The 20,860-nt window shown below is 51.2% G+C and carries 19 protein-coding genes; 15 read left to right on the top strand and 4 right to left on the bottom strand.

Features of this window, described 5'->3' with window-relative positions; genetic code table 11:
* Nucleotides 1–282: 282 nt before the first annotated feature.
* The 3 genes from KTR06_RS03565 to KTR06_RS03555 all read right to left on the bottom strand — a co-directional run bounded on the left by KTR06_RS03565 (nt 283) and on the right by KTR06_RS03555 (nt 6,773).
* Nucleotides 283–5,280 carry a helicase-related protein gene (locus tag KTR06_RS03565; RefSeq protein WP_217289964.1) on the bottom strand — a complete coding sequence of 1,666 codons (4,998 nt, stop codon included), beginning with the start codon at nt 5,278–5,280 and terminating at the stop codon, nt 283–285.
* 588 nt (nt 5,281–5,868) lie between these two features.
* The gene (locus KTR06_RS03560) at nt 5,869–6,501 is read right to left on the bottom strand and encodes a hypothetical protein (protein WP_008669713.1); all 633 of its coding nucleotides are present in this window, start codon (nt 6,499–6,501) and stop codon (nt 5,869–5,871) included.
* Nucleotides 6,502–6,548: 47 nt separating this feature from the next.
* Nucleotides 6,549–6,773: a hypothetical protein gene (locus KTR06_RS03555; RefSeq protein ID WP_008782486.1), complete on the bottom strand. Its 225-nt coding sequence runs from the start codon at nt 6,771–6,773 to the stop codon at nt 6,549–6,551.
* Between the two features lie 481 nt (nt 6,774–7,254).
* On the opposite strand from KTR06_RS03555, the gene KTR06_RS03550 reads away from it, so the two are divergent.
* From KTR06_RS03550 to cobO, 4 genes are read left to right on the top strand one after another with little or no spacing between them, the layout of a single operon-like run.
* Nucleotides 7,255–7,977, top strand: coding sequence for a DUF6577 family protein (locus KTR06_RS03550; protein ID WP_008669710.1), 723 nt, complete (start codon nt 7,255–7,257; stop codon nt 7,975–7,977).
* On the top strand, nt 7,974–9,047 hold the full coding sequence (locus KTR06_RS03545; protein ID WP_008782484.1) for a nucleotidyl transferase AbiEii/AbiGii toxin family protein: 1,074 nt from the start codon (nt 7,974–7,976) through the stop codon (nt 9,045–9,047). The genes KTR06_RS03550 and KTR06_RS03545 overlap by 4 nt, the downstream gene beginning before the upstream one ends.
* Nucleotides 9,044–9,778, top strand: a complete 735-nt coding sequence (locus KTR06_RS03540) for an ATPase (protein ID WP_008669706.1) — start codon at nt 9,044–9,046, stop codon at nt 9,776–9,778. Before KTR06_RS03545 ends, KTR06_RS03540 begins: the two co-directional genes overlap by 4 nt.
* 33 nt (nt 9,779–9,811) lie before the next feature.
* Nucleotides 9,812–10,330 carry a cob(I)yrinic acid a,c-diamide adenosyltransferase gene (cobO, locus tag KTR06_RS03535; protein ID WP_217289963.1) on the top strand — a complete coding sequence of 173 codons (519 nt, stop codon included), beginning with the start codon at nt 9,812–9,814 and terminating at the stop codon, nt 10,328–10,330.
* A 148-nt stretch (nt 10,331–10,478) separates the two neighbouring features.
* Here the strand turns inward: cobO and KTR06_RS03530 are convergent, their stop codons facing one another.
* Nucleotides 10,479–11,132, bottom strand: coding sequence for a M23 family metallopeptidase (locus KTR06_RS03530; protein WP_008669703.1), 654 nt, complete (start codon nt 11,130–11,132; stop codon nt 10,479–10,481).
* Between the two features lie 219 nt (nt 11,133–11,351).
* Between KTR06_RS03530 and KTR06_RS03525 the strand changes: the two genes are divergently transcribed.
* Genes KTR06_RS03525 through KTR06_RS03475 form a run of 11 tightly spaced genes read left to right on the top strand, consistent with a single transcriptional unit; the run spans nt 11,352 to nt 20,845 of the window.
* A complete protein-coding gene (locus KTR06_RS03525) occupies nt 11,352–12,110 on the top strand; it encodes a DUF4099 domain-containing protein (RefSeq protein WP_008669702.1) in 759 nt (252 codons plus the stop codon).
* 20 nt (nt 12,111–12,130) lie between these two features.
* A complete protein-coding gene (locus KTR06_RS03520) occupies nt 12,131–12,355 on the top strand; it encodes a hypothetical protein (RefSeq protein ID WP_004301303.1) in 225 nt (74 codons plus the stop codon).
* A gap of 16 nt (nt 12,356–12,371) precedes the next feature.
* Nucleotides 12,372–13,949, top strand: coding sequence for a hypothetical protein (locus KTR06_RS03515; RefSeq protein WP_008782480.1), 1,578 nt, complete (start codon nt 12,372–12,374; stop codon nt 13,947–13,949).
* 3 nt (nt 13,950–13,952) lie between these two features.
* Nucleotides 13,953–15,341, top strand: coding sequence for a toprim domain-containing protein (locus KTR06_RS03510; RefSeq protein ID WP_008782479.1), 1,389 nt, complete (start codon nt 13,953–13,955; stop codon nt 15,339–15,341).
* A complete protein-coding gene (locus KTR06_RS03505) occupies nt 15,338–15,835 on the top strand; it encodes a PH domain-containing protein (protein ID WP_008782478.1) in 498 nt (165 codons plus the stop codon). The genes KTR06_RS03510 and KTR06_RS03505 overlap by 4 nt, the downstream gene beginning before the upstream one ends.
* Entirely contained in the window at nt 15,816–16,505 is a 690-nt protein-coding gene (locus KTR06_RS03500) for a hypothetical protein (RefSeq protein ID WP_008782477.1), read from the top strand. Before KTR06_RS03505 ends, KTR06_RS03500 begins: the two co-directional genes overlap by 20 nt.
* A 14-nt stretch (nt 16,506–16,519) precedes the next feature.
* Nucleotides 16,520–17,203 carry a hypothetical protein gene (locus KTR06_RS03495; RefSeq protein ID WP_008782476.1) on the top strand — a complete coding sequence of 228 codons (684 nt, stop codon included), beginning with the start codon at nt 16,520–16,522 and terminating at the stop codon, nt 17,201–17,203.
* A gap of 13 nt (nt 17,204–17,216) precedes the next feature.
* On the top strand, nt 17,217–17,882 hold the full coding sequence (locus KTR06_RS03490; RefSeq protein ID WP_008782475.1) for a hypothetical protein: 666 nt from the start codon (nt 17,217–17,219) through the stop codon (nt 17,880–17,882).
* A 25-nt stretch (nt 17,883–17,907) separates the two neighbouring features.
* Complete coding sequence (locus KTR06_RS03485; RefSeq protein ID WP_016278613.1) at nt 17,908–18,732, top strand: M23 family metallopeptidase; 825 nt, start codon at nt 17,908–17,910, stop codon at nt 18,730–18,732.
* 23 nt (nt 18,733–18,755) lie between these two features.
* Nucleotides 18,756–19,037, top strand: a complete 282-nt coding sequence (locus KTR06_RS03480) for a hypothetical protein (RefSeq protein WP_004301295.1) — start codon at nt 18,756–18,758, stop codon at nt 19,035–19,037.
* A gap of 8 nt (nt 19,038–19,045) precedes the next feature.
* A complete protein-coding gene (locus KTR06_RS03475) occupies nt 19,046–20,845 on the top strand; it encodes a hypothetical protein (protein ID WP_008782473.1) in 1,800 nt (599 codons plus the stop codon).
* The last annotated feature ends 15 nt before the right edge of the window (nt 20,846–20,860 follow it).

Below are 20,860 nucleotides of genomic sequence, written 5' to 3'. Positions count from 1 at the left end.
TACTACTTATTTATATTTTAGTATTGTAGTATCTACTACTATACTAAAATACTGATTGACTAAATGTAGTTGCATTCTATCATTTCCGATGTGATATTTCCTAATATCCTACTTTACTAACCTTAGTATATACTACATTTAGTATCGGTTGTATAACAGTAAAGTAGCCTCTTGGAGCATATAAACGGATATTGCCGCTGTCAGATCGGGGAACACAAGAAAAATCCCTCTGCCGGGTTCTCACAACCAAACAGAGGGAAAAGGCTAAGATATGAGTATGGTTTAAGCGGCTTTGGTTGTAGGTTCGTATTCGGTAGCCGGTGTTTCGGGTGGGGTTAGAGAGCGTTCCGCATCCTTGAGACTTTCGTCAATCTTCCGCTGCAGCTCCTTGCACTCCAGTTTGAGTTTTACCAATTCATCGGCTTTGCTCCACTGGCGGTCAACGATGTCCTGCAATATGGGGATTTCGCTTTCAATCCGCTCCACCGCCTTTTGTTGCTTCTCAATAAGTGAGGGCAATTTGTTTAGTGTAGCCTGCGGATATTGAGCAGATTCCACGAAGCCAAGCGGTAACGCACCTGTCAGTCCACAACGGTATTTAAGCCCGCTTGTCCCCTCGACAAAGAACGTGTTGCGGTCAAATACCCCTGTTATACTGTACTCGCTGCGTACCAACAGGTTCAGTCCTGCAAACGTACCAATCGTGCCATACGCTCCGCTACGGTAGGTTTTAGCGATGCGGTGTAATTCCCGGCCTGTTTCCTCGGTTGTGGCTTGTGGCAGGTTGAGAAGCTGCGTTACCTTTGTGCCCTCGTAAGAGTTGAAGTATTCCCAATCATTGATGAAACCGGCCTTTGTACGCCGTGCCTTTTCAACCTCTTCACGATTGGAAGCTATTTTGCGCTCGGCACGGACGCGTTCTTTCTTGAAAATGGCCTGTTCCTTTTCCAACTGCATAATCTTGTTGTCAAGTTTTGCCTTGTTCAGCAAATCTGTATTGCCGGAAAGGACAGCCACGAACTCGGCGAAGTTCATGCCGTTGTCCTCGTCCATGCCGCCCTCGTCGATACGGCGCACGGCTATTGTGCCGTTATTGATTTGGTTGATGAACATCTGCTTGTTTTTCAGCAAATTGAATTTGTAGGCGTCAAGTGTCTTTTCCGTGCCGTATATCACCACATCCACCACATTGCCGCCCCACAGCTTCACGGTGTTGCCCTTGCGTACCGCCCTGCCGTTGCGCTGCTCCATGTCGGCCGGTCGCCAGGGAATCTCCAAATGATGCACCGCTACCGCCCGCTGTTGGGCGTTTACCCCTGTGCCTAACATGGTGGTACTGCCGAAAAGCACACGCACCTTGCCGTTGTTCATGTCCTCGAACAGGCGTTTTCTTGCCCTTTCGGTGGTGGCGCACTGGATAAACTGCACTTCATCGGCCGGAATGCCGAGGTTCACCAACTTCTTTTTAATGTCAGTATATACGTTCCACTCATTCGGCTTGTATGTGCCGAGGTCGCTGAACACGAACTGCGTACCCCGGTTGGCGTTCGATTTCACATAATAGTCATAGATTGTTCTTGCGCAGATTGAAGCCTTGTTGTCGGCATCGTCGCTGAACTTGTCGCCCAACAAACGCATATCGAGAGCCATTTTCCGTGCCACGTTGGTAGCGACCAACATTTTAGCCTTATCGAGATTGTCGGGTTCGGGCGTATCAAGTCCCAAATCCTCCCACTGTCCGCTGTGTGCAAAGGAAACCAGACGGCCTATCATTTCCTCCTGCTGGATAGTGGGCGCATGAGAAAGAAAGCGCACGTTTTTATCCGGTACATCGAGGTTTATCATGTCGGCGGTGCGGTAGTCGGTAATCTCACGCAGGAACATTGCCAGTTCCGGCACTTTGATGTAGGTGCGGAAACGCTCTTTACGCTTGATTGCACCTGTCACGTTCAGTTCATAGTCGGCTGTCTTCTGCGTAAATATCGCCGCCCACGCATCGAAGCAAGAAATCTGTTGACGTTGCAATTCTCTTGGTCTAAGATACTTGAACATCACATATAGCTCGGTGAGTGCGTTAACTACTACCGTGCCCGAAAGGAATGTTGCGCCGAGGTCACGTCCTGTCCGGTGCTGAATGTCACGGATGGCAAACAGCAGGTTCATCGCCCTTTGCGAGCCTTTGGTATTGCCTATACCGGCAACCCTCGTGTGGCGTGTCTGAAACATTAAGTTCTTGAAAATGTGGCATTCATCGACAAATATGTGGTCTATGCCCATCGAGTGAAAATCGACTGTATCGTCTTTCCGGTCGTTGATTTTCATTCGCAACTCCTTAAGTTTGGCCGTGAGGTTCTGTTTGCGCTTCTCCAGACCGTCCTGCATCTTTCCGCTGCGGTAGCGCATGGTGGATTGTTCCAATACTTCCAAATTGCGCTCCACATCGGCCAGTTCTTCCGTGAATATATCTATCATGGTCTGTTCCGACTGCGGTATTTTGGCGAACTGGTCGTGCGTCAGAATGATACAGTCCCAGTTGTTGTTCTTGATTTTCGAGAATACCTCTTTGCGGTTGGCAGGGGTGAAATCCTCCTTGCCCGGATAAAGCACCTTTGCCGAGGGGTAAGCCTTGCGGAACGTGTCGGCAATCTCGTGAACATTGGCTTTCAAGCCGATAATGAGTGGTTTCTGCACTAATCCGAGGCGTTTCATTTCGTAAGCTGAAACGCACATTATCATCGTCTTGCCTGTGCCTACCTCGTGCCAACAGATACCGCCGCCGTTCTGCTTAATCATACAGATAGCGTCTTTCTGTGAGGGATAGAGGCTGTCGTATGGGAAATTCTCGAAAGAGAGCTGCGGAAAGGTCTGTGCCGAGCCGTCATAATGCGGACGGACATAGCAGTTAAACCGCTCGTTGTACACCCTTACCAATTCGTCCCTTACCTCTATCGGTTGACAGTCGAGCCACTGGTTGAAACGGTTTCTTATCTCCTGTATCTTGGTGGCCGCTTCCTGTATGGCTTCCTCGTCCGGCACTCGTACCGTTTCGCCGTTCCGCTCTATCTCTTTGGTTATTTCGGGAACGGTGTCCTGCAATGCGTGTACAAACAAGTCCTCTCCGTTGTAATTCTTTACGGAATAGGTGTTATAGACTATAGGGGAATATCCTTGCAGACGTACCAGATAGGTGTCGTTCACGTCAAAATACATCACATCGGTTTCCGTTCCGAAAAGCTCTGTGGCAAAATCGGCGTACAGCTTCGTGTCAATCCAACGCTCGCCCATGTTGATGTCGAGTTCCTCGTAAGGTATCGCTTCGGGCATGGCTTCCTCCAATGCCTTTACAGCGGTTTCCGCCCAGTCCTTTTCCTTGCCTGTGAGGTCGGGAAGATAAGAGCCTGTTTCCTTGCTTTTGGCAATGACGTTTCTGGCTATGAACTTGCCTTTGTGTTCCCATTCTCCGGTGGCTGGGTTGTAGAATATCTCGCCTTTGAGGTCGTCGATAACTTCGTCCTCGTCTTTGCCTGTGGTCTGTGTCAGATAGCCCATATCCACACAGCCGTAAAAGTTCAGACTGCTTGCCAACGCTTCGGCCGGTGTGAGTTGCACGGTCGTGTCTATCTTTTTGAACGCTACAGGCTCACGCATGATGTCGGCTTTGAATATGTTGCCCTTGACCTGCATTTCTATTGTAAAGACTTCCACGCCAAGGCTGTCAAGCATGATAAATTCCTTGTTGTCGTTCTCGTGGAAAAAGCCCCATTTGGCGACAAAAGCATCATAGCAAGCGTTCAGTCGTTCACGCAGTTGCGGCTGTTCCATCTGTTTCTCCTGCTCTTTGATTGCAAGTTCAAAGTATGCCTTGCGGATAGCGAAATAGTCGTTTGCCCTGTCGGTGTTCACCTTGCCCTCGTCCACCGGGACAAAATCGGTGGCCGTCTCTTGGTAGAGGTCGGATTTGCGGTATTGGATAACGCCCACCTGCCCCTCGAACAGTACCATTGCGCCCTCTTTCATCCACGCTTCCGGCTCGTCCGTATAGGCTCGTCTGCCTTTTGGTGGTTGCTTAACGGCCACACTACCGAAAAGGGACATTTGCGTGTGTATGCCGTCCTGTCCCTCACTTGTGAAAAGGCTTTTGCGGAAATAGCGGCCAAAGTCGAGTTTGAGCAATGCGGCGAGGTACTGCGACATGGCGTTTTCATCACCCTGCCACTGGTATTTGCGTACATACTTGCCGTACTGGTTCATCGCAATGCGGCTGCCTGTTGCAAGGGTGGTTTTCGACAATGTGAAAAGTTTGTTGGCGTATTCGGTCATTGTGCCTGTCGTATCTGCCTTTTCCCTGCCGACCTGCAAAAAGAGCTGTTCCCTTTGTGAAAGTGATGCCTTGTGTGTATGTTTTTGAAATACAAGTAAGTCACTGCCTACCTCGATACCGCTTGTTTGCATGAAAAGCATGTCGGGCAGACGAATGGCACTTATCAAATCAGCATGGCTCACAAGGTAATCACGCACGAATTTGTTGCTTGGTGTGTCGGCCACGCCCCTTGATGTGACGAAAGCCAACAGACCGCCCTCGTTCAAAAGTTCCATAGCCTTGACGAAAAAGTAATTGTGTATGGTCTTGGTAGCCTGCTCGTATATGCCGCCTTTCTTCCAGAGTTCCGCATCGAACACACGGAAGTTACCGAAAGGTATGTTGGAGGCTATGACATCGAATTTCGTATGTTTAAAACCCTGTTCGTCTATCGTTTCAAACCCGGCTGTCCGTGTAATCGTGTTGTCATTCAGCAGGGAGAGTATCAGACCCGAAACCGGGTCTTTTTCAATAGCATAGCCGCAGGTGTCGGACATGGCTACCGGGAGGAAACCGCCAATGCCTGCACTCGGTTCGAGGAATGAGCGCATTTGCAGTCCGTTATCCTTGAATGTAGTGTGTATTTGTTTTGTTACCGCTTGAACAAGGAATTTCGGGGTGTAGAACGCTGTCAGGACGGAGGCTTTGATACCCTCCATGACGTTGTGGCGCATGGGTTCTGTGAAATGTGGGTAGGTGTCGATAAGCTCCTGCAATCTTTGTATCGGTTCTACCATGTCGCCACTTACAGGCTTTTCCGTGCCGATGTTCAATACTTCTTTGATACCGCCAAACCCCGAATATAGGGATAAAATCTCTTTTTCCTCTGTTGTGGCTTGTCTGCCTTGAATGTGGATTTGTAACGCTGTCTTTATCGCTTCCACGTTTGCCACCAATGATTTCAATTTGTTGTAACTCATATTTAACCTTTCTTTTTATTTCCCTTTGTTCGGTCTGTTTGCGACCGCCGGGAAGATTTTTCTGCTTTCAGAAGGTGGTGAGGGACAATCGGACAAGGCTGATCCGAAAAAATACGCTCGACAGACGGAGAGGAAGATTTTTACGTGTCACTCGCAGCGGCACGCCGGCCTTGGCAAGATTGGAGCGGCCGGTTACCTTTGCGGAAAATTCTATCCCGTAGGTCGCACGGCAGCGGACTTGGGTTTAATGGGAATCCGTTAGAAAAAGGAAAGATTATGGGTAAAAGAATAAGGCGGCCAGCCGGGACGGACTTTTCGACGGACTGTCTTGGGACTACAGAGGGCAGGATTTATCCCGCCCCCTGTAATGCCAAGTCTGTCCGTGTCCGTCCTTTTGCAAAAAGGGGCTTCACGCACTTTATGTAAGGTGTTACACAAAATGCGTGAGGCTGCTTGAAGCAAACTGGCCGCAGGATGTAAGGCTATAAGAGGGAGAACAGGAGTTCTATAAAAGGTCGTTGGCGGACGGGAACATCAGACCGTACCGAGACTTTGCCCGATACGGTCTGTCCTTACCCTGCATATAACTCAGTCTATGTCATAGCCTATCATGTATTCATCGTTGATAAGCAGATAATAGTAGCCGTTACCGCAATTCCGGTATTCTTTGCTGAATCCAGCCGCCATATCGCCGTTTTCGCGCGGCTCACACCATAACGTACCGTCATAGCCACAAAAGTCGAAACGTCCGGTGGAAAACTTTTCGCCTTGCTTCAGTGCCGTTCTGAAACGAGCCATATCCCAACTGCCGCAATACTTCTCGATGGTGGCAAGTCCGATACACTTGCCGTCGATGCGTGTGCCGGTCGTGATGCGGTTCTCGTAAAGGGATTTATCCAAATCGGCATTAGCGATTTTGCGAAGCCAGTCGTTTGTATGCGTGGCAAGCCGGGCAAGTTTCTGGTATTTCAAGACCAGTTTCTTTTCTATGTCCGCTGCATCTTCGGGAGAGGATGACGGATAGTATATCTTCTCAATGCTTGCCCAATCTGTGAAGATGTACCCGCTTTTTCGTTTTTTGGGCGCAATAATGCCGATAACATTTTCATTGCGGTTGATGAATAATCGCCTGCGTTGGCCTGCAATCCTTACATATAAAGAGGCGGGATTCTGCTCGTTTCGGAGATAGGCTTCTGCCGGATGGATAGTTGTTGTTTCCATATCTATATGAATTTTGATTTTTGCTGTTCCTATTTGGGTTTACCTGTTCAAAGTTCCGGGATTGTGCCGTTCTTATATAGAACACCGTCCCGATAATGGGACACGATGCCCGGCTTAAGTCCCATTTCCTCAAAGGCTATATGCCTGATATAGTCCTTGTATTCTTTGCCAATGAAATTCTTTCCACAAAGGTTGTTGAAAATCATAGGGACGGAAAAAACGTCTTCGCTCGACAATATCACTTTGCCGTCTTGTCTAATTTCTTCTACCATACTTGTTTACTTTTAATTGGTTGAACTTTTCTGCTGATTTTTTCTTTTTCCCTGCTTTCGTTTGCCGTGCAGGTTTGTTTTCAGCTTTTTGAGGCAGCCAGAGGATGAAGCTGTGGCATCATAAGCCAAACCCGGATAGAAAACCGACCGTGCAACAGTCTGTTTTCGTCATCCGAATGCAATGCGGCTTGGCGATTATGCGCTTCGTCCTACATTCGCCGACGAAAAGAGTAAAGAATGACCTGCCGATAAACGAGATGTGACAACAATAAAACAGGAAAATACGATTTGGTAAATTGTCATTGTACAATATTGAACAACCACTAAATATCGGCACAATTTTAATTTAGTGCCGATATTTAGTAGATGATGACAAAAGGTTATTTACATATAGATTGTTTTAAATAAATACAAATTTTCGGCACTATTTCTGAATAGTGCCGAAAATTTGCTATATTTGCAGGCAAAAACAGGATATAATATGAGTAATAAAACAACGACATCCATACTTGAATACGCTGAAGTACACCGTGATTTCAGCATGGATGACTTGTTTGCCTATCTTCACGAAAAGGTTGGTATAAGCAAGTCTTCCTTGTCATGGTATCTGTTCAAGCTCGTGAATGAAAATGCACTGGTCAGAACCGGACGCGGAATGTATGCTAAAGTCATGAAACAGCCCTTTGTTCCTAAACTCATAGGTGAAGTAAGAGAAATTTACGATTCGTTGCTGGTCAATTTCCCATTTGCGAAGTTCTGCGTCTATCAGGGGGATATTATCGCACCCTTGCAGCATCACCTTTCTTCCAACCGTGTTGTCTATGTGGAAACAGACAGGGATTCGGCAGAAACGGTTTTCAACTTTTTGAAAGACGGGAACCGTGACGTCTATCTGCGACCGGACAAAGATATGATTTACCGATATGTAGATATGGACAGCCGTGTCTTTTTTGTGAAAAATTTGGTCTCGGAAGCTCCTTTGCAGAAAGTATCAGATGTACCGATGCCTACACTGGAAAAGCTGTTGGTGGATATATTGAGGGATGCGGATTTCTTCTACCTACAAGGTAGTGAAAGCGAGCATATCTTTGAAAATGCCTTTAACCTGTACGCTGTCAATCGAAATCGGCTATTCAGGTATGCCGGCAGACGTAAGGCAAAAGAAGAAATATTGTCCATATTAGAAAATCTGAACATAAAATGATAAAGAAGGAGTGTTTTACGGCAGAATGGATCGAACAGGTTTCATCCGAATTGCACTATAATGATAAAAATCTGATAGAGAAAGTAATCCGTGCCCTGTCCCTGCTTGAAATGCTGGTTAAAGCCGGGTGTCCACTGGTTTTTAAGGGAGGAACGGCACTTATGCTCATACTTGGGAAATCTGCTCATCGTCTGTCAATCGACATTGATGTTATCTGTCCCCCTGGAACCAACATTGAAGACTATCTGAAATCATTTGCCGATTTCGGCTTCATCAATCTGGAACTTGTGGAACGCAAGCAACGGGATGATGCGGATATTCCCAAGAGCCATTCCAAGTTTTTCTATCAGATTGCCTACCGAAATGACACCGATGCACAATCCTATATCCTGCTGGATGTACTCTACGAGGACATTCATTATTTCCGTACCCAACAAATAGCTATCGACTGCCCGTTCATACGGTTGGAAGGAAAACCATTGATGGTAACAGTCCCGTCCGCAGAAGATATTTTGGGCGATAAACTGACGGCTTTCGCTCCCAACACAACTGGAATACCTTATTACAAGAATGGAAGGTCCTGTTCGATGGAGATAGCCAAACAGCTTTATGATGTGGGGCGGCTGTTTGAAAATGTTTCAGACTTGCAGATTACCAAAGAAGCGTTCCGTAAGATTGCGGTGGTCGAACTTTCATACCGGTCTTTCGGAACGGACATAGGGCAAGTTTTCAATGACATCCGCCAAACGGCACTTTGTATCTCCACACGGGGAAAAGCCGGAGAAGGAGACTTCGACCTGATACAAGACGGAATCATCCGTGTCAAATCATTCATGTACAATCAGCGTTATCTGATAGACCATGCCATTATTGATGCAGCAAGGGCGGCTTATTTAGCCACGTTAATTGAAAAGGGAATCAATGAAATAGAATCTTATTCCAACAACCCTGCCGATATAAAGGATATGGTCATCCGACCTTCGCTGCCCAACAAACTGAATAAGCTGAGAAGCAACCTACCGGAAGCCTACTATTATTGGGCAAAAACGAGTGAGTTATTGGAAGCATGAAGTTTTACGAACATCGAATGGAAAAGATAAAAGCCGTATTCAACTGGAGCGGGGGAAAAGACTCCGCGCATGCCCTTTGGCGAGCTCGTCAATCGGAGCTATACGACATCGTTGCCCTGCTCACCACAATCAATCGTGACTCGCAACGCTCCACCATGCACGGTATCCCACTCCCCTTGCTTCAGGCACAAGCAGACAGTATCGGTATTCCCCTGCATATCGTGAATCTCACACCCCAGGGGAACCTTGAAAATTACGCAGAGGCCATGACTTGCGCAGCCCTACATTTCAAGGAGCAAGGAGTAACCCATTTTATTTTCGGGGATATTTACTTGCACGATGTCCGTGCCTACCGGGAGCGACAACTCGCTCCACTCGGAATAGAGGTTGTGGAGCCGTTATGGGGAGTAGTCTCCTCGGAAATCGTCATGCAGCAATACCTCGCTTCCGGACTGAAGACGGTCATCGTGACCACGCAAGCCGATGGCTTGGGAATGGATGCCATCGGTCGCGAGGTAGATGCCGACTTTATTGCCTCTCTCCCCAAGGAAATGGACCCCAACGGAGAAAACGGAGAATACCACACGTTCTGCTACGACGGACCGATATTCTCTTCACCCGTACTTTTCCGACTGGGAACTCCCTTTAGCCAAAGTTATGACATCCGGCTTGAGGATGGCACGATTCAAACCTATACTTATTGTTTTGCCCATCTTTCCGCCGAACCATAACACGGATTACATTTGCAATCATAAATCAACAATATGGAAAACGAAGGATATATACATGTCTATACTGGCAACGGGAAAGGAAAGACAACGGCCGCATTTGGGCTTGCCATTCGAGTTTTGTGTGCCGGAGGAAGCGTCTTCATCGGACAATTCGTAAAGAACATGAAATATAATGAAACCAAGATCGAACATCTGTTTAACAACGTCCGCATCCAGCAATTCGGTCGGGGGTGCTTTATTGAAAAGAAGCCGGCACAAGAAGATATTGACGCAGCTTATGCGGGATTGGAAAGCTGCAAACAAATTCTCGCTTCGGGAGAGTATAATCTGGTCGTGCTCGATGAACTAACCATTGCCCTGTATTACGAGTTGCTTTCTATTGAGGAGGTATTGACGGCGATTTCTCGACGACATTCCGGGACAGAGTTGGTAATCACGGGACGGTACGCTCCGGCAGAATTGATCGACATAGCCGACTTGGTCACGGAGATGCGAGAAGTCAAACATTATTACACGGAAGGCGTCCTCTCCCGCAACGGGATAGACCGTTAGAGTCCGATCTCCCTACTCGGTCTTGGTTTCACAATCATTCAAATAAAAAATTACGATAAGTTCCAAAATGAAAAGTCCCCTGTTTTAATCGAAAACCACATCACCTAATGACACTCTTTTCGATTAGCGTTTGGCGACATAAACACTCTTACAACAGTCTGCTCAAAGCTGAAATGCACTCCTGCTGTGTAGTCCTGATGTAATCGAAAACGACCGACGGATCGACACTCTTGCCATTTAGCTTGCAGGTTATGTGCAGGTGTTCGCCTGTACTTCGTCCAGTCGAGCCGGTTATACCGACGGCATCACGGGGACGGACTACCGTACCCTTGGCGGCCAGCACCCGTGAAAGGTGGCAATAGCTGACGGTGTAATTTCCGTGCCGCAGGGTCACATACTTGCCGGAAGTCTTGTCCTGTCCCACTTTGATGACCACCCCCTCCATCATGGCCAATACCTGCTCGCCCCGTGCGTGCAGGTCGATACCGCCGTGAAACTTCCTCTTCCCGGTAAACGGGTCTTTCCGGTAGCCGTATGGCGATGTAATTCTGATGCGCTGCAATGGATAAGACACGCTGAGATAACGGTCAATCCACAACTTCTTACTTTCATCGGCAGGTTTTGTCGAAGTCTCCTGTGCAGGAGCCATGCTTTCGGGTGTCGGCTCCTGCTTTTTCATACCCTCCTGCAAGGCTTCTACCTTGTATCTTTCTGGTGTCTTGGCAATCGTGTTGAACTGCGCCTGAACGGGCATCGTGCAGAATGAAATACCCGATATTGCTATCAGTAAAATTTTTCTCATTCGGCAAAGTTATAACGGGAGTTTTCATGTCGGAAACAAACAGCCGTCATTTCTTGTATTGGTTTGATATTTTGCGTCTATTAGTACGATTTTGATTAGATAATTGTACTAATGAAGATAAAAACAGCATATTACAACCGTTTATATAGCTGTATTTTTGTTCGTCACAATAAGATGTCTCTATCTTTGTATAGTACAATTTTATAATATAAATATAGTATGAAAAAAGTTCAGATTGAATTTGATGAATTACCCTTCCCGGCACTGGAACGATTCGGTCTCACACGGGAGATGATCGAGGATTTGCCGATGCGTGTGTTGGACGACATCTGCAATGGTCGGCATTCTCCCGTGCTTCCCGTGCGTGTTACGGACGAGCATGGCGGGCAAATAGAGAGCCGTAGCCGCTTTGCCTTTATCCGCATGGACAACGGTCAGGTGGATGTGGTCTTCTATCCGGCACTGAAATCCTCTCCGTTGGAACGGTATGACGAAGCGCAGCAGAAACAGTTGCTCGACGGCAAGGCGATTGTCGCCGACGTGGAAATGGCGGACGGCCGGAACAGCAAGGCTTTCGTGCAGATTGACACCGAGACGAAACAGGTGATGTATGTCCCCACGCCCATCATCGCACGCAACCTGAAAGTGCTGGCCGAGGTCATGCGCCTCGGTGCAGTGGAGGTAAACGGGATGCAGCACGGCGAGCCGCTGACGGTCGTCGTGGACGGCGAGCCTGCCACAGTGGGCATAGACCTTCATGCCAAGACCGGCATCCGCATCTGTTCGGGCGACGCGCAGCAATGGCGCAACCAACCCAAGCGAGAGTGGGACAAATACACCTTCGGGTGCTACGGTTGCTGGGTCATGGACGATGACGGCAACCTTGACTACGTTTCGGAAGAGGACTACACCGAGGAGTTGTGGAACGAACAGAAGAAGAGCGGCGAGCGCAACCGTGCGGCAGCCCTTCACAAGTAAAAACAATCAATCCGTAGATTATGGCACAAAACGAATATTATCCCGAAGAGGTGCTTGTCGGGAAGATGCAGAGCGGCGAATACGGCTGGCTCGATTACGTCAATCATTTCTCCGCCGACTGGCAGGAGGAATACGCCCGTTACTGCGAGGAAAAGGGGCTTGCTGTCGGCAACGAATCCGCTGCCGAGTTTGTCCGCTTCAAGGACGAACAGTTGGAGGCGGCAATGGAACGCGGCGACGCATAACGAAAACAATCCGACTATGGCGATACGAACGAATACCAATCCCCGGCAGATGGACTTGCAGCCCGAAATGCGCAATATGCTGATGCGTAACGGCCTGCAAGCCCATGTTGCGCTTGATGGTTCAGGGTATCGGCTGATTGTGCAGGGGCATGATTCTCCGCTGCTGGTCTATCCGATAAGCGAACGTCAGATGTTGGCACTCACGGACTGGGGAACCAATACGGCCAACAAGAAAGCCTACAACGTGCTCACGAGCATCGTGGGCAAAGACTTCTACATGCCCAAGAACTTCGTCCATGCCCGCAATGCCAACGGGCGTGTGGCTATGGGGCTGCACGGCTACCGCATCGGCATCGGCGAGTACGGTCGCATGGGACGGATGGGAATGCCCCCGCCGTTCCTCGGCTGGACGCCACGCAACCAGTGGGGCTTCCACCTGCGCAGGGTCGGCGGCCAACTGTTCTTTCCGGGGCCGTCCATCGTACCCGAACGTCCCGACGGGCGCATGAAGCCCGGCGAGTTGCAATCGGGCGGTTACGGATTCTATTACAAGGGGCATCAACAAGCGCAACCCGTACAGCAACGGGACGTTCTGCAGGACTTGCAGGCGGTCATCACGCCGATTGTCAGCCGTCCGCGCAGCGGAGAACCGGCACGGCCGTACAAGGAGCTTATAGCCTCTCCGGTCTATTTTTCCAACGAGAAATGGGCGGAGTGCCTTGCCTCGCACGGTCTTGTCGTGGATGCGGAAAGGCGGACGCTAACCGTGCAGTCGGAAAGCGTCCAAGCCGATATGGTCTATGACCTGACGGAAGAGGAAGTGAGGACACTGGTTGCCACACCCATCGAGGAACAACCCGTAGAAAAACGTCTGGAACTGCTGAACGGCATTATCGGGGCTGACTTTTCCGACAAAGTGACGATGGAGGCTCTCAACAGCGATCAACGCATCGCTATCGGTCTGCATCCCGAAGTACAGCAGGATTTGGAACAACGCCAACGGCAGGAGCAGGAGGCTTTCATGCCGGTGGAAACCTCGCTGCAACAGCAAGAGGAATCCATACAGGGAGAGATCGGTGCGTCAGTGGACGGGCGTGACCTCCAGTTTCTGAATGAAAACAAGGGATGGTATCGGGAAGAGAAGCACGGACGGGAAGTCGAAGTGAGCCAGATAGCCGTTCAACCGGCACAGACCGAGGGGAAATACAGGATGACCGCCGTTATCGACGGTCAGGCTATCAGCCACGAAATCACTCAACGGGACTACGACAAGTTCCTTGCTGTGGATGATTATCACCGGATGAAGCTCTTTTCCAAGATTTTCAGCGAAGTGGACATGAAAACACGCCCGGAAGCACAACGGGCGCTCGGTACGAAAATCTTTGCCGCCCTCACCGCAGGTACGGTAGTCGCGGCGGGTGTCGCGCACGGCATCCACCATCACTGCCATGCCCCGGAGTTCTACGGCGAGCGTTTCGGCGGTCCGCCACGCCCGTACTTCAAGCCGGGTGTCGATACGCCGAGGGATGTGGCCATCCGTTGTTTCGAGGCAGAGATGAACCGTGAAATCAATGATATGAGAATGGGGAGGTAAACCATGAGAGAGGGCGAACTGACTTATGACGATTTTCTGCGCAGGCTGAACATTCAGGACGTGCTTATCGATGCGGGCTATCACCTGAACCGGCGCGACGGCCTGCGCTATCCCTCGTATGTCCGGTTGGACAGCGAGGGGCGGCGCATCCGCAACGACAAGTTCATTGTCACGCAGCAAGGGAAATGCTGTTTCAAACCGCAACAGCAGAAGTCGTATAACATCATTTCCTTTATCAAGGAGCATCCGCATTTTTTTGCGGAATACCGTGCAGGCGTGTCTTCCGACCGACTGGTAAACCTTGTCTGCAACCGGTTGCTGAACCAACCCGTCGCTGACCGGGATACCCGGATTATCCAGCCTAAACGGGAGGTGAAGCCGTTTGATATGGCGGATTACGACATTCACCAGTTCAATCCGCAGGATCGGGCGACACAAAAGAAGTTCTATCCGTTTTTCAAGCATCGTGGAATCGACCTTTACACGCAATACGCCTTCCACCGGAATTTCTGTCTGGCGACAAAGCATCGTGAGGACGGCATGAAATACACCAACCTCGCCTTTCCGCTGACCGTTCCGAAAGATACGGGGCAGGTTGTCGGTCTGGAAGAGCGAGGCCGCCCCCGCATGGACGGCAGCGGCAGTTATAAAGGAAAGGCGGAAGGGAGCAATTCGAGCCAAGGGCTATGGATTGCCAGCCCAGCCCAAACGCCTCTTGCGAATGCCAGGCATATCTACTGGTTCGAGAGTGCCTACGATGCGATGGCCTATTACCAGCTTCATCAGGTAAACAACAAGGATTTGCGGAAAGCGGTCTTCGTATCTACCGGCGGCAACCCGACGGTGGAACAGATGCGGGGTGTTCTCGCACTTACACTTCCTGCCCGGCAGCATATCTGTTTTGATACCGACCTTGCGGGAATCGAGTTTGCCAAGAATCTGCAACAGGAGATGTACCGGGTTGTCCGCTCCACCATCGAGCAGACGCCGGAGCGGAAGGCATATCTGGATTCCGTCGCTGACGGCAAGAATCTCGATGAAGGCGACATTGAACTGTTGCCCGACGCTTTGCGGTCGAGTTACGGCAAATATGAATCCGCGTGGGAAGAAGCCATGTCGATGCGGTCGAGCGGTTTGTGCCACCCGGACGACATACGGGAGCAGACGGATATCATGAACGGTCATTACCGGGAATTTCGGGAAGGGCTGCGGGAGTTCCTCGGCTTGGACAGGGAAAACGATACCTCTTTTGTCCGTGAACAGCCGACCTATCCCAGCAAGGACTGGAACGAACAGCTTTTGGCCGAGCTGAAACGGGAAGAGACGGTCGATGAGACACAGGCGAGAGAACAGTCACCGGAAGAGGAACAACAAACACACTTTCGCCGATGATGACCGATGCACCTACAGGACATTTCCAAAGTATCGTGCTGCAACCGCACGCCGGACAGTTCTTTATCGACGAGCTGCCCGCAATCGTGCTGTGTTGTGCGGCATGGGTGTACGGAGGTATGGAGGGGCTGCCTCTGACGGCTCTTGCCGTACCGGTCGCCACCTTGCTCTCTTTGGCATTGCTGTACCGTTTCATCTATCTGCGCCGGACACGCTACCATATCGGTTGCGAGCAGCTTATCAGCCAGCATGGGGTGCTGTCCCGGAAGACGGACTACATGGAGCAATACCGCATCGTGGACTTTGTGGAACACCAAAGCCTCATGCAACAGCTTTGCGGATTGAAGACGGTACGCATCTTCTCGACGGACAGGAATACACCCCGGCTTGATTTGGTAGGTATTGAATACGACTTCGATGCGGTAACGCTTATCCGGGAACGGGTCGAGTATAACAAACGAAAAAAGGGAATATATGAAATCACGAATCATTAGTCTGGTCATTTTTGCCGTCTGCATGATGCCACACTGGGCGAAAGCACAAATCACGGCATCCAATCCGTTGGAATGGATGGCGTTGGCCGAGGGCAACGAAGTCATCAATGACCAGATAGAGAAACAGATAAACGGCCAAACGAAGACAGCGATGCTGCAGAACAGCATCGCCGCCGAGTTCAACCGCATTCACAAATGGGAGAAGCAATATAACAGCTATCTCAAGACGGCAAGCGGCTATGCTTCATCACTGAAAGCCTGCACCCACCTCTATAACGACGGGGTGAGAATCTTCCTTACGTTGGGGAAATTAGGCAAGGCTATCAGGAACAATCCGCAGGGCATCGTCGCCTCCATGAGCATGAACAACCTGTATATCGAGACGGCAACGGAACTGGTATCGGTCTTCACGCTCCTGAATGACGCGGTAGCCAAGGGCGGCCATGAGAATATGCTCACGGGAGCGGAACGCAGCAAGACCCTGTGGGCATTGAACGACAAACTTTCGGCTTTCAGCCGGAAGCTGCACCTGCTCTACCTGAGCATACGGTACTATACCCTCAATGATGTGTGGAACAATGTGACGGCCGGGATGCTCGACCGCAACAACGGGGAGGCGGCACGGATGGCCATGACCCGTTGGCGCAGGGCTGCCGTCCTCGCACGATAAAAACGGAACTGACAATGAAACGGACGATTTGGATAGGCATCTTATTGTTGTGCATCGGTATTAACAAGACATGGGCGCAGAACGACCCCGTGCTTGCCGGGATGATTCTGCTCTATACCGACAAGGCGGAAAAGGAGCTGAAGAACCAGGAGAAGGTCATGCTGCTGCAGACCACCGGACACCTGTGGACGAAAGAGGAAGTGAAAGCCACGACCGACCTGCAACGGGAGTTCAACAACTATCTGGACTCTTTCCGGTCGATAGTCTGCTACGCGGCGCAGATATACGGTTTCTACCACGAAATATCGAAGCTGACGGACAATATGGGTGACTTTACCAGACAGGTGAGCCGTAACAGTCCCAATGCGCTGGCCGTCGCCCTCTCCACGCAACGGAACCGGATTTACCGGGAACTGATCATGAACAGCGTGGAGATTGTGAATGACATCCGCATGGCGTGCCTTTCGGACAACAAGATGACGGAGAAGGAGCGCATGGAAATCGTCTTCGGCATCCGTCCGAAGCTCAAGCTGATGAACAAGAAGCTGCAACGGCTGACCAAGGCGGTGAAGTACACGACGATGGGCGACATCTGGCGTGAAATCAACGAAGGGGCACGTCCGACGGCCGACAAGCGGGACATCGTGGAAGCTGCCAAGCGACGCTGGCGGCAGATAGGAAAAAATGTAAGACCTTAAAAACAGATAACGTATGGGAGTTTGGGATTCAATATTGAAATATGGCGGCAAGGCCATGAAAGGTGTCGGGACGGCTACGGCGGCTACCGGCAAGAAAATGGGCAATGCGGCTTTGCACCCCTCGCAAACCTTGCGTGGTGCGGGTCAGGCCGTCAAGACGGCGACTGTCGGCGGCGCAGTCGGTTATGTGGGCTGGGAGAAGCTGACCACCGACAAAAGCGTGGTGCGCATCGTGAGCGATGCGGTCATCGGCGAACTGGCGACGAATACCCTCGCGGAGACGGCTGACGGTGTGCGTGAACTGACGGGCAAGGCCGGGGAAGCCATCGGCTCGGTCAGCGGTGCGGTGACCGGTATCGACAACAAGCTGAACGGCGTGTCGAACTTTCTGCGCCAAGCCTCTGGTGGCGGTGTCATGGATATGTTCGGCAACTTTTTCCGCAACCTCGGCAGCGGCAACGTGTCGGGGTTGGGCATCGCCGGACTGGTCGCGGCGGCGTTCCTCATATTCGGACGCTTCGGCTGGTTAGGAAAAATCGCGGGGGCGTTCCTCGGCATGATGCTTATCGGTAATAACGCGGGTGTCCTCCGAACGCAGGAAACGGGAAACGTGCAGCGTAGCCGGACACCTGACCTTCCGGCCGAGAAACAGACGCACAGCGGAGGGATGAGAAGATAGGAATATGAATCAAAATGGAAACAGCATGAAATATACAGAAGAAATGATCCTGCAATCCGAGAGCGGCTATTGTATGCCTTTCGAGGAACAGCAGGGCAAGGATGTGGAGCTGTCGCTCGGCTACGGCGAACAGACCGACCCGGCGACGGGCGAGAAATTCTTTCATCACGGCATCGACTTCAACGTGCGGTGCTATACGCTTTCCGCCCTTGCCAGCGGCATCGTGTCGGGCGTGGGCAACGATAGCGGACACGGCATCTGCCAGACCATCCGCTACGGGGAGTATGAGGTGACCTACGGAAACCTGTCCAATGTGTTCGCCCAATTCGGCCAGCGTGTCAAGGCCGGGCAGACGGTAGCCCTGAGCGGCGACAAGCTGCATATCGCCGTCCGCTTCAAGGGAGAGGAACTGAACCCGCTGGAGTTCCTGACGATGCTGTACGGGAATATTCAGGCGATGCGTCAGGCTGGCGGACACGAGACTGACTATTTCTCCGGTCTGGAACTGAAAACCGATTACGAACACGACAAGAGGGAGATAGAGGAACTGATGCTGCGCTTCCTGCCGCATTACATGGAGGATTTGCGGCATGGGACATACACCTTGCCCCGAAATACGGAGCAGTCGCTACGCCACATCTTCACGGTGGGCGCGATGAAGGAGTATTTCTACGAGAATATGCCGAGCATGGCCAATCCGCTCGGACTGGGACACAAAGCCCTGCCGCTGGCCTGCAAGGTACAGAACCTCCTGATTGCGGATTTCCTGCATTACCTCGCCCTGCGGCATGACGTGTACCTCTCCACAGCGGACGGCGACGTAAAAAAAAACTCCATGACGAAGCCCTGACATATAACGGTGTCATCGACCCGTTGGCGGAACTGGACATCGACATCCAGAGCTTCGACATACCGAGGCTTGTCACGGTCTATCCCGACCGGGCGGGTGTGCGCTGGTGGACGAAGGCATGGTTCAACAACCGGGAAGAGGGCGAGACATCCGTCGAAATCGAACGGGAGCAGGCGATACGGTTCATGCAGGACAACATCGAGAAGGACGCATGGCTGGAAGAGTTCTTTCCCCGGCAGATGGAGGTTTACCACAACGCCATCGAGCAGACGAAAGAACAGTTATTGAAACAGATAAATATATAGTACACAATATGGATGGAATCAAACATAGCCGGCAATTCGCGGAAATGGAACGCCTCGTGAGCGACTATTTCCATTGCCACCTTGCGCCCGTCATGTCAAAAACGCAGGCTTACCTCACGAAGAAACAGGGCGAGGAAATGAGGGAATATTCCACCTCCTTGGGCGGCATACTCAGCGCGATGGCGTCTGCGGCACAACCGATGGGCGACCCATACCAGGTACTCAAGGTCACGGGCGAATGGAACTCGAAGACAACGGAGGACTATATCGGAATGTGCAAGGCGGAGATTACCGGCTCCAAGGAGATACAGCAAGACCTCGCATACATGGCCGGGCAGTGGCGTGATACCGTCGTGCAGGAAATCGGACGCAAGCGTTACGATGAACTGTCGGAACAATTAGGCGGTGACCTTGCCTATGCCTATATGGACTACCGGGTGGAGGAACTGATGATTGACCGGCTGGTCAAGGAGCGTATGCCGAAATCGTCAGCCGACTACATCATCCGCAAGGCCGCCGAATCGAGCCTGCTCGGACTCTCGCAGACCTTGAACCGCTCGCCGCTTGCCGAGGAAATCGAGGCACGGGGCGAAGCGGCCTACCGTCCGAAAGGATGGGAAAAAGGCGCGGGTCGGGTACTGGGCGCAACGGCAGATACCGTGATGATGGGCGGCGTGGGTTCGTGGGCAACACTGGCGAAGTTTGTCGGGGCAGATGTGGCTATCTCGGCAGTCGCCTCCCGTTTCGAGCCGAAAAAGCCTGATACGCTTTCTGTGGAACAGTGCATCAGCAAAGGGGTGTTCGGCAGCGAACGGAACGTGTTTGCGGACTTCCGCAAAGAGGCTGCAACGGTACAGACCGGCGAGAGTCCGCTTATCATGGCGGCCAACGAGCGATTGAAAAAGAAAATACCGGTGATGGACTTTAATTTTTTGAAGTGGATGCAGACGCCGAAGTTTACCCCTTTCCAAATGCCCGAACTGCCCGGACACCCTGAAAAGAAGAATGAACGTGCCGAACGGTACAAGGATGTGCCGCTGGTCGTCGCTCCCGGACAGGAAGAAGCCTATCTGAAGCATTTGGAGAAATATAAGAATGCAACGGCTGTAACTGCCAAAAAGGAGTCAGCGCAGCCGGAGACGGAACAGAGGGAAAAAGAAGAAAAAGAGGAACGGCAGGCGGTTGTTCCCCACAAGGAAGAAATGCAAGAGGAACAGGCCGTACAGAACAACACGAACGGTTGGAACGGATTGCTCGGTATGCTGGGGCTGGACGGTATGGGAGACGTCACGGGCAACCTCGGATATGTCATGGCCATGCTGCCCGACATCCTGCTGGGGGCGTTTACCGGCAAGACACAATCGTTGCGCCTGGGGGACAACCTGCTGCCGATAGCGAGTATCGTGGCCGGTCTGTTCGTGCGTAACCCGTTGCTGAAGATGCTCCTTGTCGGTCTGGGCGGCGCGAACCTGCTGAACAAGGCTGGACACGAGGCTTTGGGGCGACCCATGCCGTCCGCTGCCGAACAGACGGAGAAACAGTACCGCCGTTATCCCGACGAGCCGCTCAATCCCCGTATCGTGAACCCGGTACTGCAAGGCAGCACGCTCATCGCCACGATAGACCGTGTTCCCTGTACTATCCAGCTCACGCCGACTGTCGGAGAGGCTTACCGTGCAGGGGCATTGCCGCTGAACACGCTGGCGAACGCCGTGCTTGCCAAAAGCGACCAGTTGCGCCATATCGCCTCGCAGAATTACGACGACGGACAGCGGGAGACGGTCGTGCGCACACGGGGCATCCAATAATTCCATGAACAATAA

It is taken from the genome of Bacteroides sp. MSK.20.12 (assembly GCF_019052435.1).
GTDB lineage: Bacteria > Bacteroidota > Bacteroidia > Bacteroidales > Bacteroidaceae > Bacteroides > Bacteroides xylanisolvens.
The sequence above is the reverse complement of the archived record's forward strand: the minus strand, read 5'-3'. Positions and strand labels throughout refer to the sequence as shown.

Coding starts and splice junctions, on each gene's coding strand:
- KTR06_RS03525 (WP_008669702.1), top strand. CDS start 11,352: ATGAAAAAAGTTCAGATTGAATTTGATGAATTACCCTTCCCGGCACTG.
- cobO (WP_217289963.1), top strand. CDS start 9,812: ATGGAAAACGAAGGATATATACATGTCTATACTGGCAACGGGAAAGGA.
- KTR06_RS03530 (WP_008669703.1), bottom strand. CDS start 11,132: ATGAGAAAAATTTTACTGATAGCAATATCGGGTATTTCATTCTGCACG.
- KTR06_RS03545 (WP_008782484.1), top strand. CDS start 7,974: ATGATAAAGAAGGAGTGTTTTACGGCAGAATGGATCGAACAGGTTTCA.
- KTR06_RS03505 (WP_008782478.1), top strand. CDS start 15,338: ATGATGACCGATGCACCTACAGGACATTTCCAAAGTATCGTGCTGCAA.
- KTR06_RS03490 (WP_008782475.1), top strand. CDS start 17,217: ATGGGAGTTTGGGATTCAATATTGAAATATGGCGGCAAGGCCATGAAA.
- KTR06_RS03485 (WP_016278613.1), top strand. CDS start 17,908: ATGAAATATACAGAAGAAATGATCCTGCAATCCGAGAGCGGCTATTGT.
- KTR06_RS03560 (WP_008669713.1), bottom strand. CDS start 6,501: ATGGAAACAACAACTATCCATCCGGCAGAAGCCTATCTCCGAAACGAG.
- KTR06_RS03565 (WP_217289964.1), bottom strand. CDS start 5,280: ATGAGTTACAACAAATTGAAATCATTGGTGGCAAACGTGGAAGCGATA.
- KTR06_RS03520 (WP_004301303.1), top strand. CDS start 12,131: ATGGCACAAAACGAATATTATCCCGAAGAGGTGCTTGTCGGGAAGATG.
- KTR06_RS03555 (WP_008782486.1), bottom strand. CDS start 6,773: ATGGTAGAAGAAATTAGACAAGACGGCAAAGTGATATTGTCGAGCGAA.
- KTR06_RS03500 (WP_008782477.1), top strand. CDS start 15,816: ATGAAATCACGAATCATTAGTCTGGTCATTTTTGCCGTCTGCATGATG.
- KTR06_RS03510 (WP_008782479.1), top strand. CDS start 13,953: ATGAGAGAGGGCGAACTGACTTATGACGATTTTCTGCGCAGGCTGAAC.
- KTR06_RS03550 (WP_008669710.1), top strand. CDS start 7,255: ATGAGTAATAAAACAACGACATCCATACTTGAATACGCTGAAGTACAC.
- KTR06_RS03540 (WP_008669706.1), top strand. CDS start 9,044: ATGAAGTTTTACGAACATCGAATGGAAAAGATAAAAGCCGTATTCAAC.
- KTR06_RS03475 (WP_008782473.1), top strand. CDS start 19,046: ATGGATGGAATCAAACATAGCCGGCAATTCGCGGAAATGGAACGCCTC.
- KTR06_RS03495 (WP_008782476.1), top strand. CDS start 16,520: ATGAAACGGACGATTTGGATAGGCATCTTATTGTTGTGCATCGGTATT.
- KTR06_RS03515 (WP_008782480.1), top strand. CDS start 12,372: ATGGCGATACGAACGAATACCAATCCCCGGCAGATGGACTTGCAGCCC.